At 50.3% G+C, this 12,803-nt stretch carries 17 protein-coding genes; 11 read left to right on the top strand and 6 right to left on the bottom strand.

The annotated features are described in order from the left end of the window. Positions 1–5 precede the first annotated feature (5 nt). From hisA to DET_RS06825, 3 genes are all read right to left on the bottom strand, one after another. Positions 6–782: a 1-(5-phosphoribosyl)-5-[(5-phosphoribosylamino)methylideneamino]imidazole-4-carboxamide isomerase gene (hisA, locus tag DET_RS06820; protein ID WP_041223475.1), complete on the bottom strand. Its 777-nt coding sequence runs from the start codon at positions 780–782 to the stop codon at positions 6–8. Continuing rightward, positions 746–988 carry a DUF2769 domain-containing protein gene (locus DET_RS08890; RefSeq protein ID WP_010937020.1) on the bottom strand — a complete coding sequence of 81 codons (243 nt, stop codon included), beginning with the start codon at positions 986–988 and terminating at the stop codon, positions 746–748. The genes hisA and DET_RS08890 overlap by 37 nt, the downstream gene beginning before the upstream one ends. Positions 989–1,067: 79 nt before the next feature. Continuing rightward, positions 1,068–1,448 (bottom strand): NfeD family protein, encoded by a 381-nt coding sequence (locus DET_RS06825; RefSeq protein WP_010937021.1) that lies wholly within the window; start codon positions 1,446–1,448, stop codon positions 1,068–1,070. Positions 1,449–1,557: 109 nt separating this feature from the next. On the opposite strand from DET_RS06825, the gene gatC reads away from it, so the two are divergent. From gatC to DET_RS06870, 9 genes are all read left to right on the top strand, one after another. Further along, positions 1,558–1,845, top strand: coding sequence for an Asp-tRNA(Asn)/Glu-tRNA(Gln) amidotransferase subunit GatC (gene gatC, locus DET_RS06830; protein WP_010937022.1), 288 nt, complete (start codon positions 1,558–1,560; stop codon positions 1,843–1,845). After that, positions 1,845–3,305, top strand: a complete 1,461-nt coding sequence (gene gatA / locus DET_RS06835; protein ID WP_010937023.1) for an Asp-tRNA(Asn)/Glu-tRNA(Gln) amidotransferase subunit GatA — start codon at positions 1,845–1,847, stop codon at positions 3,303–3,305. Before gatC ends, gatA begins: the two co-directional genes overlap by 1 nt. 17 nt (positions 3,306–3,322) lie before the next feature. Then, the gene (locus DET_RS06840) at positions 3,323–3,787 is read left to right on the top strand and encodes a hypothetical protein (RefSeq protein ID WP_010937024.1); all 465 of its coding nucleotides are present in this window, start codon (positions 3,323–3,325) and stop codon (positions 3,785–3,787) included. Positions 3,788–3,910: 123 nt separating this feature from the next. Further along, positions 3,911–4,285 carry a DUF2178 domain-containing protein gene (locus tag DET_RS06845; RefSeq protein ID WP_010937025.1) on the top strand — a complete coding sequence of 125 codons (375 nt, stop codon included), beginning with the start codon at positions 3,911–3,913 and terminating at the stop codon, positions 4,283–4,285. A 5-nt stretch (positions 4,286–4,290) separates the two neighbouring features. Continuing rightward, positions 4,291–4,500: a helix-turn-helix transcriptional regulator gene (locus DET_RS06850; RefSeq protein ID WP_010937026.1), complete on the top strand. Its 210-nt coding sequence runs from the start codon at positions 4,291–4,293 to the stop codon at positions 4,498–4,500. Further along, positions 4,497–5,417, top strand: a complete 921-nt coding sequence (locus DET_RS06855) for an ABC transporter ATP-binding protein (protein WP_010937027.1) — start codon at positions 4,497–4,499, stop codon at positions 5,415–5,417. The genes DET_RS06850 and DET_RS06855 overlap by 4 nt, the downstream gene beginning before the upstream one ends. Continuing rightward, positions 5,417–6,112: an ABC transporter permease gene (locus DET_RS06860; RefSeq protein ID WP_010937028.1), complete on the top strand. Its 696-nt coding sequence runs from the start codon at positions 5,417–5,419 to the stop codon at positions 6,110–6,112. Before DET_RS06855 ends, DET_RS06860 begins: the two co-directional genes overlap by 1 nt. Positions 6,113–6,250: 138 nt before the next feature. Then, positions 6,251–6,733, top strand: coding sequence for an Lrp/AsnC family transcriptional regulator (locus DET_RS06865; protein WP_010937029.1), 483 nt, complete (start codon positions 6,251–6,253; stop codon positions 6,731–6,733). A gap of 22 nt (positions 6,734–6,755) precedes the next feature. After that, a complete protein-coding gene (locus DET_RS06870) occupies positions 6,756–7,952 on the top strand; it encodes an aminotransferase class I/II-fold pyridoxal phosphate-dependent enzyme (protein ID WP_010937030.1) in 1,197 nt (398 codons plus the stop codon). A gap of 81 nt (positions 7,953–8,033) precedes the next feature. Here the strand turns inward: DET_RS06870 and trpS are convergent, their stop codons facing one another. Continuing rightward, positions 8,034–9,005, bottom strand: coding sequence for a tryptophan--tRNA ligase (trpS, locus tag DET_RS06875; RefSeq protein WP_010937031.1), 972 nt, complete (start codon positions 9,003–9,005; stop codon positions 8,034–8,036). A 54-nt stretch (positions 9,006–9,059) separates the two neighbouring features. Next, positions 9,060–9,914 (bottom strand): 4-hydroxy-3-methylbut-2-enyl diphosphate reductase, encoded by an 855-nt coding sequence (ispH, locus tag DET_RS06880; RefSeq protein ID WP_010937032.1) that lies wholly within the window; start codon positions 9,912–9,914, stop codon positions 9,060–9,062. Positions 9,915–9,998: 84 nt separating this feature from the next. On the opposite strand from ispH, the gene DET_RS06885 reads away from it, so the two are divergent. Then, complete coding sequence (locus DET_RS06885; RefSeq protein ID WP_010937033.1) at positions 9,999–11,009, top strand: tagatose 1,6-diphosphate aldolase; 1,011 nt, start codon at positions 9,999–10,001, stop codon at positions 11,007–11,009. Next, complete coding sequence (gene pfkB / locus DET_RS06890) at positions 11,006–11,938, top strand: 1-phosphofructokinase (protein ID WP_010937034.1); 933 nt, start codon at positions 11,006–11,008, stop codon at positions 11,936–11,938. The genes DET_RS06885 and pfkB overlap by 4 nt, the downstream gene beginning before the upstream one ends. A 3-nt stretch (positions 11,939–11,941) precedes the next feature. Here pfkB and DET_RS06895 read toward each other — a convergent pair whose 3' ends face one another. Next, the gene (locus DET_RS06895; RefSeq protein WP_010937035.1) at positions 11,942–12,802 is read right to left on the bottom strand and encodes a DUF5667 domain-containing protein; all 861 of its coding nucleotides are present in this window, start codon (positions 12,800–12,802) and stop codon (positions 11,942–11,944) included. Position 12,803 lies beyond the last annotated feature (1 nt).

Consider the following 12,803-nt stretch of genomic DNA (forward strand, 5'->3'; position numbering starts at 1 on the left):
CTAATCTAGGACAACTCTTCAAAGGCCCGTTTAAGGTTCAGGTCACCGGTATAAATGGCCTTGCCCACAATAGCCCCCTCCGCACCGATATCTTTCAAAAGGCGCAAATGGCTCAGGCTGGAAACACCCCCTGAAGCTATAACCGGCATATTTATAGCCGAAATAAGGTCTCGTATAGCCGCGAAGTTAGGCTCACTCAGAGTGCCGTCACGGCTTATATCAGTGTAAATAAAACGCTTCACACCCAGTTTTTTCATACTGCGGGCCAGTTCCAAAGCATCCACTTCGGTACTGTTTACCCAGCCGCGAGTGGCCACCTTGCCATTCCTGGCGTCTATACTGACGGCTACCGAGTCAGCGTATCTGGCACATATTTCCCTGACCAGCTCCGGGTTTTCCACCGCTACCGTACCCAGTATTACCCGGTCAACCCCGGCCGTAAGCAGTTTCTTTACCGTATCCATACTGCGGATACCGCCGCCCACTTCCACCGGTATAAGGGCCGAATTGGCTATTTCCCGTATAAGCTCAAAGTTAACACTTTCCCCGTCGGCAGCACCGTCCAAATCCACCACATGCAGGCGGGGAGCACCCAAAGATTGCCAGCGCATGGCTGTACCCACCGGGTCAGGAGAGTACACTGTCTCCTGAGCATAATCACCCTGAAGAAGGCGGACACACCTGCCGCCTAAAATATCTATTGCCGGTATTATTTCTATTTTGACACCTCTCTTGAAACTACCGCCTAAATACGGGATAACGGAGCCGCGCCGCTGCTGCAGTAATATGTCTCCGCAAAATTGTTCAGCTTCCATACCCGGCACTGGGGGCAGAGACAGCTTGTTTTGCTGATTACATACGGGCTTTTTGCCCGCTCACAGTAGACCACTTTATCCTTATGCCCCGGGTAACTGGGGCATTTTTTACACAGACAGAGCTTACTGTTAAACCCCAGTATCAGCCTTTTAACCGGATTATTGTTGTTCACGCTTAAGCCCCCTTTACCGAGACCTGCCTGAGATTGCCGCCATTATAACATCTTGGCGGTTTTTAGCGAAAGAACGGCTCTATTTGGGTTTTACCCGAAGACGCATTTTATCCCGCCCTATTACCACCACTTCCTGCCCGCTGGATATGCCGGCTTCGGAAGTAACTGCCTCCCAAAGCTCCCCGTCCAGCCGTACCATCCCCTGAGGGTTTAAGCTTTCCACCACTACCGCACTGCTGCCGATAATAGTTTCCGCACCGGTAAGCGGTTTCTGGTCAAGCGTAACTGTACCCACGTGGTAAAAATACACCGCTAGTACCAGCAAAACCCCTTCGGCAAGCAGCACCACCCAAAGCGGCAGGGGGAAATCCACCTTCGGCAGCAGCCATAAACCCAGCAGGGCAATGCCTGCCCCTTCTAAAAGCGTAGTAAATACAGTCCAGACCAGACGGATATTCATAGCGTTATTATACCAACAACCCCCGTACCTTAATACAACCAAAAGGGGGCTTTGTTGCCCGTATTTGGCGGCGGTGTTATAATCTGGGGACTTGTAAACGGGGGATATTATGAAGCTAAACCGCGAAGATGTACTCCACATTGCCCGCTTGGCTAAACTGGGGCTGGAGGAAGATGAAATAAACCGCTTGAGTAAAGAGCTTTCGGCCTTGCTGGAGCATTTTGAGGTACTGCAGCAGGTGGATACCACCGGCGTAGAGCCGACCGCCCAATCCACCCCGGTTAAAAGCGTACTTAAAGAGGATATTATAAAGCCCTCTTATGACCGTGAGGAGATACTTTCAAATGCCCCCAGACGCGAGGGTGATTACGTGCGGATACGGGCGGTGATGGAATAATGACAGATTTAATCAAGCTGACCATTGCCCAGTCCCACAAACTGCTGAAAGAACGGAAACTGTCATCCGCCGAGCTTACCCGAGCCCATCTGGACAGGATAGAAAAACTTGAGCCTGAGATAAAGGCTTTTATGACTGTCTGCCCGGAAAGTGCTTTAGCCCAGGCTAAAGCGGCTGACGAAGCTATAAAACAGGGGCATATCCGCCCGCTGACAGGTATCCCCATGGCCCTTAAAGATGTATTATGCACCAAAGGTATCCGCACCACCTGTTCCTCCAGGATGCTGGAAAACTTTGTGCCGCCGTATAATGCCCACGTGGTGGACAAACTGGCCGAAGAAGGGGCGGTGCTGCTGGGTAAAACCAACATGGACGAGTTTGCCATGGGTTCTTCCACCGAAAACTCGGCCTTCTTTACCACCCATAATCCCTGGAATACCGCCAAAGTTCCCGGCGGCTCTTCCGGCGGTTCGGCTGCCTGTGTGGCTGCTTCGGAAGCAGTCTTTTCACTGGGTTCGGATACCGGCGGTTCTATCCGCCAGCCGGCCAGCTTCTGCAGTGTTACCGGACTGAAACCCAGCTACGGTATGGTAAGCCGCTACGGGCTGGTAGCCTTTGCCAGTTCGCTTGACCAGATAGGCCCTTTTACCAAAGATGTTCTGGACTGTGCTCTGGTAATGAATGCCATTGCCGGCTTTGATGACCGTGACTCCACCTCCGTACCCCAGACAGCGCCTGATTTCAGCAGCTGCCTTGACGGGGATATAAAGGGGTTTAAACTGGGTGTACCCAAAGAATATTTCAGCCATAATATGCGGGCAGATATAGCCGAGAAGATAAATGACGCCTTGGGAGTACTTTCGGGTCTGGGTGCAAGCGTAGACCGGGAGGTATCCCTGCCCCATACTCCATACGCACTGGCGGTTTATTACATACTGGCACCCTCCGAGGCTTCGGCCAATTTGTCACGGTATGACGGGGTAAAATACGGTTATTCTTACAACCAGACCGAAAACATGTGGGAAGCTATGGAAAAGACCCGCGCCAAGGGATTCGGTCCGGAAGTAAAACGGCGTATCATGATAGGCACTTACGCCCTTTCAGCCGGCTATTATGACGCCTGGTATGTCAAAGCCCAGAAAGTGCGCACTCTGATAAGCCAGGAGTTTAACAACGCCTTTGAAAAATATGACGCCCTTATAACACCCACCACCCCCAACTTGCCTTTCAGTATCGGTGAAAAGCTGAGTGACCCCTTTGAGATGTATATGTGTGACACCTGCACTATCCCCATAAATATTGCCGGATTGCCCGCCATAAGCATACCGGCCGGGTTTGTAGATGGTTTACCAGTGGGTTTACAAATTATAGGCAAGCCCTTTGCTGACCAGACTATTATGCGCATAGCCCATGCTTTCCAGTGCGCCACCGCCTGGCACAAGGAAACTCCCCGGTTATAGAGAGGTGTGGAAAATCCATGATTAAGCAGCCAAGTGATTGGTATCAGGCCAGTATTGAAACTGTTACCAACCTGGAAACGACCCTTAGCCCCAAAGAGGTCAAAAAATACCGCCTGAAATGGCTTGAGACCGTCCTTTACCAGATGGATAACTTCGGACAGAACTGCGAAGATTGCAGTATGTTCCGCCATGCCCTGACCGCCTGTTTGAAAACTCTGGGCAATAAACCTGTTGCCAAAACAGATGAAGAGTCATACTTCAACACCTTAAACGGGGTTGTTATCCACCTGCAAAGTAAGCACAAGCTGACACCCCCCGGCGAAAATATAGGTATCTGGCTGGCGCTAGGGCTGGCCCTGGGTGCCGGGCTGGGTTTTGTGTTGAGCAATATGGCCACCGGGATTGCCATAGGGCTGGTTACCGGGCTGGTCATAGGCGCTATTCTGGATATTGCCGCCCGCAAACAGGGGCGCGGCATTTAAAACCTGATTCTTTAAGTCAAAGAACAGGGCGGCTGGCAAACAGCCGCCTTTTGCTTATGTAATAGTTTCTAAAATGTATATATACCTTGACATTTTGTAAATACAGCTTTACAATACCAATCTATGAATATCAAAATTTACCGCTATATAGTTATTTTGCTATCGGTAATACTGGGTATCGGCATAGGCTGGGCTGCAGCCAACGGATTGTACCTGTTCGGGCTGCTGGTAGTGCCTATCTTTATAGGTATGAATATATTTTTAAGAAACCAGGTCAAGGGCATACTGGCAGACGAACGCCAGTACCGTATTCAGGAAAAGGCTGCCAGTTTCACCATCCGCATTTTCGGCCCGGTAATAGGTCTTGCCCCTCTGGTTTACATGGTGATTAATGAAGACGCCGCCTCTTCTCCCGAATACTGGCTGCTGGTAGGCATGGCCTTATTCTTTATTTTGCTGTATGACCTGGCTAATCTGTATTACCGGAATAAAATGTAAATATTATGCAAAATAAACTCCGGGTTTTAAGAGCCATACACAACCTTACTCAGGAGGAACTGGCGGACAAACTGGGTATAACCCGCCAGACCGTTATCGCTATAGAGTGGGGAAAGTACTCCCCCTCCCTGGAGCTGGCTTTCAAGATAGCTTCCCTTTTCAAAGCACCAATAGAAGAAATATTTACATACAATACTGAACAGGAAAGGCAATGATAGAAGTAAACAACCTTAGCAAAACCTTCAAGGGCAAAACAGTACTGGATAATATCAGTTTCAGTGTAGCTCCGGGGGAAATATTCGGTTTTCTGGGGCCAAACGGCGCCGGAAAAACCACCACCATGAGAATTATTTTAGGTCTTTTAAACCCCAGCAGCGGCCAGGCCACCCTGAACGGCAAAAATCTGGCTAAAGATGATGCCGCCAGAAGCAAAGTGGGGGTTCTGCTGGAAGTGGACGGCATTTATGACCGCCTGAGCGCCTATGAAAACCTGCGGTATTTTGCAGATATCTACCGGATACCTAACCGCGAAGCCCGGATAAACGAACTGCTGGAATTTTTTGACCTGAACGGACGCCGGAATGACCCGGCAGGCAAATTTTCAAAAGGCATGAAACGCAAACTGGCGCTGGCCAAGGCTATTATGCACAAACCGGAGGTTCTTTTTCTGGACGAACCGGCCTCCGGGCTTGACCCCGAAGCCCAGAAAAACTTCCGTGACCTTATCCTGTCCCTCTCACGCGAGGGCAATATGACTATTTTTCTGAATTCGCATGACCTGGACGAAGTTCAGCGTATCTGCAATAAAGTGGCCATTATCAAGGGCGGCAAACTGCTGGCCTGGGACAGTCTGGCCAACCTGGGCAGGAAAAACCGCCAGCCCGGCATGGAACTTTCCTTTGGCAATACGGCTGATATTGAGCAAGCCGAAAAACTGCTCACCTCAGCCAAACTGGCAATTGATATTCACCGTACCCAGGAGGGCCTGACCCTGACTCCGGCTGAAGGTGCGGACACCTCCCAGATAATCACTTATCTAGCCGGTCATGATATTAAGCTGGAAGAAGTGCGCAAACTAAAACGGTCTCTGGAGGAAATATATCTGGAGACTATGAAACAGGAGACCAGGTAATGCAAAATATATTTACGGTAGCTAAAAAGGAAATCCGGTATAACTTCAGCAACAGGGGTATGCTTATTCAGGCGCTCATTATGCCCGTACTGTTCGGTTTTCTGTATTCCAATAATCTGTCCAGTCAAGCTGGTATGAATTTATCCATTAACGGCATAGTCTTTTACCTGTCCATTATGATAAGTGCCTTTATGTCTTATATGTTCCTCAGCCAGGCATTCGTAATGGAAAAATACACCCGCACTATTGAAAGCCTGATGTGCACCCCGCTCAGCCTGCGGGATATTCTGCTGGGCAAAGTGCTGGGGGTAAGCGTCTCCACCTACCCGTTTGTCCTGCTGGCCGTCTTGATACCCATTATCCGTACCGGTCTTGAAAACGGGGAGTTTATACTGCCCTCGCTGGCGATATTTGTTCAGGTGCTGTTTGTGACCCCGCTGGTTATTATGGGCTTTGTAAACCTGATGGGCTTTTTAAACCTGTATGTGGGGCTGAAGGAGTACCGCATTCTAACCCTGATAGTCTTCGTACCCCTGTTCGGCCTGATGGGTGCGGGTATAGGCCTGGCCAGCAATATTGATGCCCAGTGGGCTCTGGTAGGCATAGTAGCCGGTGTGGCAGTATTGCTGCTGGCTATTTCTACTTACCTGACCCGCTTTCTCAGCCGGGAAAGGATAGTAACCACCCTGCCCTAAAATATTTTTATCAGCCTGTTTGCCCCCTGCGTACATAATACTCAGGGGGCATTTTTTTGACAGCGGCAAGTAAAGAGGAGTATTTTTTAGATTTAAATATATCTGTTATAATAGCTCTACCACAAACAGGAGAAAATAATGCTTAGTGACATTTTAAAAATCCTGGAAAATGACTCCCGTATTACACCTGACAGACTGGCCTGCATGACCGGCCTTGCCGAAGGGGATATCAGCCGTGAGATAAAGCAAGCCGAAGCTGACAAGACTATCCTCAAATATAAAACCGTCATAAACTGGGAGAAACTGGGACACGAACAGGTTTTTGCCCTGATTGAGGTCAAGGTCAGCCCCCAGAGAGATGTGGGTTTTGATGCCATTGCCGAAAGGATTTACCGCTACCCGGAGGTGCGCTCCTGCTATCTGCTTTCAGGCACTTATGACCTGCTGGTAATGGTAGGCGGCAAGACTATGCAGATGGTGGCTAATTTCGTAGCCCAAAAACTGGCTCCGATAGAAGGCGTACAGGGAGCGGTCACCCATTTTCTGCTTAAGCGGTTCAAAGAAGACGACGAAATAATTGACGGCAATGATGATATCAAACGCGAGCCGGTAGTCCTTTAATAAATATTCAGAGGTTTAGGCCATGACATCACAGGTGGAAACGGACAAAGGTTTTATCTCAGACAGAGCCAAAGAGCTCAAGCCTTCTGGCATACGCAAATTCTTTGACCTGGCCGCCAAGATGGGCAGCGGAGCTATATCTCTGGGTGTGGGTGAACCTGACTTTACAACCCCGTGGCATATCCGCGAATCTGCCATTTACGCTCTGGAAAAGGGCTACACCATGTATACCTCTAACGCCGGGCTTTTGGAACTCCGCCAGGAGATAGCCAAATACCTGTACCAAACCTACAAACTGGAGTACAACCCCGAAACCGAAATCTTAATAACCGTGGGCTCAAGTGAGGCTTTGGACCTGGTTATGCGGGCTACCCTGAACCCCGGTGACGAAGTGCTTATGACTGACCCGGCTTATGTAGCTTATCCTTCCTGTGTCTTTATGGCATACGGCAACCCGGTCCAGATACCCACTTTTGAAGCTAATAATTTTGAAATAAGTGCGGCAGATATTGCCCCCAGAATTACCCCCAAGACCCGTTCAATTTTGCTGGGGTATCCTTCAAACCCCACCGGGGCGGTTATGCCCAAGGCCAAACTGGCCGAGATTGCCAAGCTAGCGTGCGAGAAGAACCTGCTGGTGGTATCTGACGAGATATATGACAAGATTATCTACTCCGGTTTTGAACATACCTGCTTTGCCACTTTGCCGGGTATGCGCGAACGGAGTGTAATTATCAACGGCTTTTCCAAAACATATGCCATGACCGGCTGGCGGATTGGCTATGCGGCCGGTCCGGCGGATATTATTCAGGCTATGACCAAGATACATCAGCATACCATGCTGTGTGCTCCCATTGCTGCCCAGAAAGCCGCCCTGGAAGCCCTGAAGAATGGTCATGATGACGTGCGGCTGATGGTAGAGGAATATGACCGCCGCCGCCGGTTTATAGTAAAAAGTTTCAACGATATGGGGCTGTCCTGCTTTGAGCCCAAAGGCGCTTTTTACACCTTTCCTTCAGTCAAAAAAACCGGACTGAGTTCAGCCGAATTTGCCGAAAAGCTGCTCCTGGAAGAAACGGTGGCCGCCGTACCCGGCACTGCTTTTGGTGATAGCGGCGAGGGTTACCTGCGCTGCTGTTACGCTACCTCCATGAAAGATCTAGAAGAAGCCATGAAGCGTTTCCGCCACTTTTTAAAGCACAACTGCCCCGGGATGTAAGCCGCTTATCTATACTGTAAAACTAAAGCCCCGCCAAAAGCGGGGCTTATTTTATAACCTTAAATTTGCTAGTGATTGGAATCAGCGGAGATTCATTTTCCGGCGGACTTCATCAATAGTCTCCCGGGCTATCGCTCCTGCCCGTTCCGCCCCGTCTGCCATAATGCGGTAAATCTCATCAGGGTTTTCAGCCAGCTTGCTTCTTTTTGCCCGGATGGGGCGCAAGTAGACGTTGATAGCTTCGGCCAGAGCCCGTTTGCACTGAACACAGCCTATGCGGGCGTTCCGGCAGTCATCTGCAATCTGGGCTACTGCCTGGGGACTGAAATAATTATGCAGTTTGTACACGTTGCAGATATCGGGGTGGCCGGGGTCGGTCTTATACTGGCGGGCAGGATCAGTAACCGCACTCATTACTTTTTTGGCAGTCTCTTCCTCTGACAGAGCCAGCTCAATATGATTGTTGAGCGACTTGCTCATTTTGTCCTTGCCGTCCAGACCAACCACCGTGGGAAAATTGGTCAGGCGTGCCTGCGCCTCAGGGAAAGTATCCCCGAATTTTTCATTGAACCGGCGGACTATCTCACGGGTAAGCTCCAGATGAGGCAGCTGGTCAACCCCCACCGGCACTAAGTCAGCCTTGTAAAGGGATATATCTGCCGCCTGAAGCACCGGATAGCCTACCAGACCATAGTTAACATTGTCAGGGTGCATCCTGACCTTTTCCTTGAAGGTGGGCACCCGAAGCAGCCAGCTTAGAGGGGTAATCATGCCGAACAGGGTAAAGAGTTCGTTTATTTCCGGCACCTGAGACTGAACAAACAGGATACACTTTTTGGGGTCCAGACCCGATGCCAGCAAATCCAGCATCATTTCATATATGTTTTCTTTTAAGGCATCCGTTTCTTCCAGAGTGGTCAGGGCGTGAATGTCTACTACGCAGTAAATACATTCGTAATCATCTTGCAAGGCCACATAGTTTTTAACCGCTCCAAGGTAGTTGCCCAGATGGAGACGGCCTGTGGGACGGACACCGGAAAAAACCCGTTTCATTTGCTCCTCCTAAATAACAGGTGGATTGTAACATAAGCTAAAGCTAATTTAAAGCTAAGTTCCGGCTGAAAGGCTGCCCAGATACGAACAAACTTCGGATATAGTAGTTTCGTCAGTGGAAGCCCCGGAGGTAATGCCGATGCGGTTTACCCCCCTAAGCCATCCGGTTTGCAGTTCCGAAGCAGTCTCTATCAGATAGGTGTTTGATACGGTCTTGCACAAATCCAGCAGGTGGCGGGTATTGGCGCTGTTATGCCCGCCGATAACCAGCATCAGGTCTACCCTGCCTGCCAGTTCCAAAGCGGCTGTCTGCCGCTCCCGGATATCGTGGCAGAGAGTATCCGCTATACGGATTTCAGCATCTTTCACCAGAGCCTGGTCTATCACATTTTTAACAAACGAGGTGAAGCCGGTGGGTATCTGGGTGGTTTGGGAAAGCACCCCTATATAACGGGATACATCTGGCACGTCAACCAGTCCCTGCGGATTAAGGGTAGCCAACCCGTCCCCGCCTGCCCAACCCATAATGCCCTTAACCTCCGGGTGGTTTACATCACCGTAGATTACGGTAAAAAAACCGGCATCATGAAAGCGTTTGGCAGCTACCTGAGCCCTTTTTACAAACGGACAGGTGGTATCCACTACCTCCAGCCCCTTAGATTTCAGTTCATCTAAAACTAAAGGCCCCACCCCGTGGGAGGAAATGGCTACCGTCCGGCCAGAAATGTCTTCTATATTTTTTACTACCCGGACACCCATGCCCGAAAGGCGGTTTAAGACCTGCTGGTTATGCACCAAAGCCCCCAGCGTCTCCACCCCACCCTTTTCGGCGGCAGTTTTCTCCAGTATGTTTATGGCACGCCGTACCCCAAAACAAAAACCGATATTAGATGCGCATTCCACTTTCATAGCTAAAAGCCATTATATCCCGTATATCCTGCCAAAACAAATAGTTCTTGATTTAGATGCTTTAATGCTACATAATGGCTTAAGATGACTATCAGTGCCGGTAAACTGCTTAACCTGACTGCTCTGGCCAGCCAGAGAGGTTTATTTGAGATTGCGGCTATGGACCACCGCGGCTCCATAAAAAAGCACCTCTGCCCGAAAACCACCGAAGAAGAATGCTACCGCAGCCTGGCTGATTTCAAACTGAGCCTTTGCCGGGCTTTTTCAGGGCAGGCCAGCGCCGTACTCCTTGACCCCATTTACGGGCTGCCTGAGTGCCTGGCCCAAAACGCCATTGCACCCGGCTGCGGCTTGCTTGTCAGCCTGGAATCAAGCGGTTACTGCGGAGAGGCTGAGTACCGGACTACCGAACTTCTTAAAAACTGGGGGGTAAACAAGATAAAACTGCTGGGGGCAAACGCCGTCAAGCTGCTGCTTTATTACCGCCCGGATATAAAAGATTTAGCCAAGACCCAGCAGCTTCTGGTAAAAACCGTGGCTGACGAATGCCGCAAACTGGATATCCCCTTTGTGCTGGAGCCTGTTACCTACCCCACCGGGCAGGAACTGAAAAATGCCGGGCTTTTTGCCAAAAACAAACCGGGTTTAGTCCTTTCCACCGTAGAAGATTTGGCAGGACTGGGTATAGATATACTCAAGGTGGAGTTTCCCGCCGACCTCCGCTTCAGCCTGACCGAAGATGAGGCCTTTATATCCGCCCGAAAACTGGACTCCATCTGTCCCGTACCCTGGGCTATACTCTCTGCCGGGGCGGATTTTAACCTGTACGTGCGTGAACTGGAGATAGCCTGCCAGTGCGGGGCATCCGGTTTTCTGGCCGGCAGAGCCGTCTGGCAGGAAGCTTTGGAGATAACCAACCCGGTAAACCGCCAGGATTTTATAAACCGCGTGGCCGCCGAAAGGTTTAAACGCCTGTGTCAGATAGCCGAAAATACGGGACGCCCCTGGCATGAAAAACTGGGACTTAAAGCGGGTAATTTTATAAACCCCAGCCCCACCTGGTATGCCAACTACCAGCCGGGAGAAAACCCATGATTACCACCGTTACCCTAAACCCCTGTCTGGACAAACACATAGACGTGCATGGTCTGGTACTGTACGAAACTAACCGCTGGCATCTTATGTCCAAATATGCCGGCGGCAAAGGCATAGATGTGTCACGGGCGATACATGAAATGGGAAATGATACCATTGCCTGCGGTTTTCTGGGCAGTGAAGAGGGACGGGAGATAGAAACCCTGCTTGCAAAACAGGGGCTTAAATACCGCTTCACTCCCATAAGCCAGCCTACCCGAAGCTGTTTTATAATATACGACACTAAAACCCGCCGCCAGACTAATCTTAACGCCCCCGGCCCGCGGATAACGCCGTCTGAACTGAAACTTTTTCACGAAGACCTGCACAGGGAAAGCGCTTCGTCAAACATTATTGTTATGTCAGGCAGCGTACCGCCGGGAATACCTTCAAACGTCTATTTCACCCTTATCAAGAGCGCCCATAAACTGGGCAAGCAAACCATACTGGATACCACCGGCAAATACCTGCGGGCAGGGCTTAAGGCTAAACCCTGTCTGGTAAAGCCTAATATCCGCGAAGCGGAAGAGCTGCTGGGCAGGAAACTGGAAACCGAGGCTGAAATAATACTGGGGGCTAAGGAAATAGTCCAAATGGGAGCGGGCATAGCGGTAATCTCCATGGGCAAAAAGGGGCTGATAGCCAGTGACGGCAAGCAGGTTATAAAAGCCAGCTCTCCCTATGTGCGGGTAAAAAGCGCGGTGGGGGCGGGTGATTCAACGGTGGCCGGCTTGGCCATATCCCTTTGCCGAGGGGACAGTCTGGAAGAAGCCTGCCGTTTAGGTGTAGCCATGGGGACAGCCGCCGTGATGACGCCGGGCACCGAACTCTGCCACCGCGAAGACGTTTTGTACTGGCTGCCCCGCATTAAAATCCGCCGTTTAGCTTAGTTATCAGGGGATATCCATAATATTTAATAGCCGCTGGTAAGCCGCAATGGTATTGGCAATTACCCAGGCCATATCCTCACGCACATCATCGGAAGCCCTTTCCAGCGCCAGATTAAGCGCATCCTGATTGGCAATGGCGGAAAGGAAGATATAATACTGGGTAGTCCCAACACTGCCGCCCGGAGTTTCAGGCATCCCCGGGGTTTTATCAGGTGCTTCTACTGAGGGCAAACCCAATATTTCAGTATCATCTCTGCCTTGGGAATTATCAGCAGACATCATACTGCTTTCAGCCCATATCAGGTTTGCCATAACAGACAGAGCGGAATTCAGCTTGTCATTAGTCTGCCTTAAAAGGCTGACCTGATTGGTATCCGACAGATAAATTATCTCGGCAACCCTTCTGTCGGCAATCTGGTTCATGGTATTCAGCTTACCCTCATCACTAAAGGAAACGTTCAGCCAGAGTTCTTCGGTTGCCAGCTTTACACTGTAAAGGGGGCTGTCAGGCATACTGCCGGAAGCCGCCACCGCTACCCCTCCGCCTGAAACGAACAGGAACATCAGAGCGCCGACAAGGCCGCTTGCCCAGTTAAGACGCCACCGGAAAAAGCCTTTCTTGTGCTTGCTTTCATTCAGGGCAGACATAAATTCGTAACGGGCTTTGGCTTTGAACGACTCCGAAGGCTTGCAGCCTGAGGCAAGGGCATTAATACCGATAGCTGTTTTCAGTAAAGGAGCCAGCTCCACCGCCTGGTCGGGATATAAGCGGAGACAGCTTTCCAAATCCTGCCCGTCTATAAGAATACGGTCCAGGCATTCACTCAGGATATTATCAAATTCGGGGTTATTTTTTACATTCATT

The sequence above is a fragment of the Dehalococcoides mccartyi 195 genome, from assembly GCF_000011905.1.
In the GTDB taxonomy this organism is placed as follows: Bacteria; Chloroflexota; Dehalococcoidia; order Dehalococcoidales; family Dehalococcoidaceae; genus Dehalococcoides; species Dehalococcoides mccartyi.

Coding starts and splice junctions, on each gene's coding strand:
- gatC (WP_010937022.1), top strand. CDS start 1,558: ATGAAGCTAAACCGCGAAGATGTACTCCACATTGCCCGCTTGGCTAAA.
- pfkB (WP_010937034.1), top strand. CDS start 11,006: ATGATTACCACCGTTACCCTAAACCCCTGTCTGGACAAACACATAGAC.
- trpS (WP_010937031.1), bottom strand. CDS start 9,005: ATGAAACGGGTTTTTTCCGGTGTCCGTCCCACAGGCCGTCTCCATCTG.
- ispH (WP_010937032.1), bottom strand. CDS start 9,914: ATGAAAGTGGAATGCGCATCTAATATCGGTTTTTGTTTTGGGGTACGG.
- DET_RS06885 (WP_010937033.1), top strand. CDS start 9,999: ATGACTATCAGTGCCGGTAAACTGCTTAACCTGACTGCTCTGGCCAGC.
- DET_RS06825 (WP_010937021.1), bottom strand. CDS start 1,448: ATGAATATCCGTCTGGTCTGGACTGTATTTACTACGCTTTTAGAAGGG.
- DET_RS06860 (WP_010937028.1), top strand. CDS start 5,417: ATGCAAAATATATTTACGGTAGCTAAAAAGGAAATCCGGTATAACTTC.
- DET_RS06850 (WP_010937026.1), top strand. CDS start 4,291: ATGCAAAATAAACTCCGGGTTTTAAGAGCCATACACAACCTTACTCAG.
- DET_RS06865 (WP_010937029.1), top strand. CDS start 6,251: ATGCTTAGTGACATTTTAAAAATCCTGGAAAATGACTCCCGTATTACA.
- DET_RS06845 (WP_010937025.1), top strand. CDS start 3,911: ATGAATATCAAAATTTACCGCTATATAGTTATTTTGCTATCGGTAATA.
- gatA (WP_010937023.1), top strand. CDS start 1,845: ATGACAGATTTAATCAAGCTGACCATTGCCCAGTCCCACAAACTGCTG.
- DET_RS06870 (WP_010937030.1), top strand. CDS start 6,756: ATGACATCACAGGTGGAAACGGACAAAGGTTTTATCTCAGACAGAGCC.
- DET_RS06895 (WP_010937035.1), bottom strand. CDS start 12,802: ATGAATGTAAAAAATAACCCCGAATTTGATAATATCCTGAGTGAATGC.
- DET_RS06855 (WP_010937027.1), top strand. CDS start 4,497: ATGATAGAAGTAAACAACCTTAGCAAAACCTTCAAGGGCAAAACAGTA.
- DET_RS06840 (WP_010937024.1), top strand. CDS start 3,323: ATGATTAAGCAGCCAAGTGATTGGTATCAGGCCAGTATTGAAACTGTT.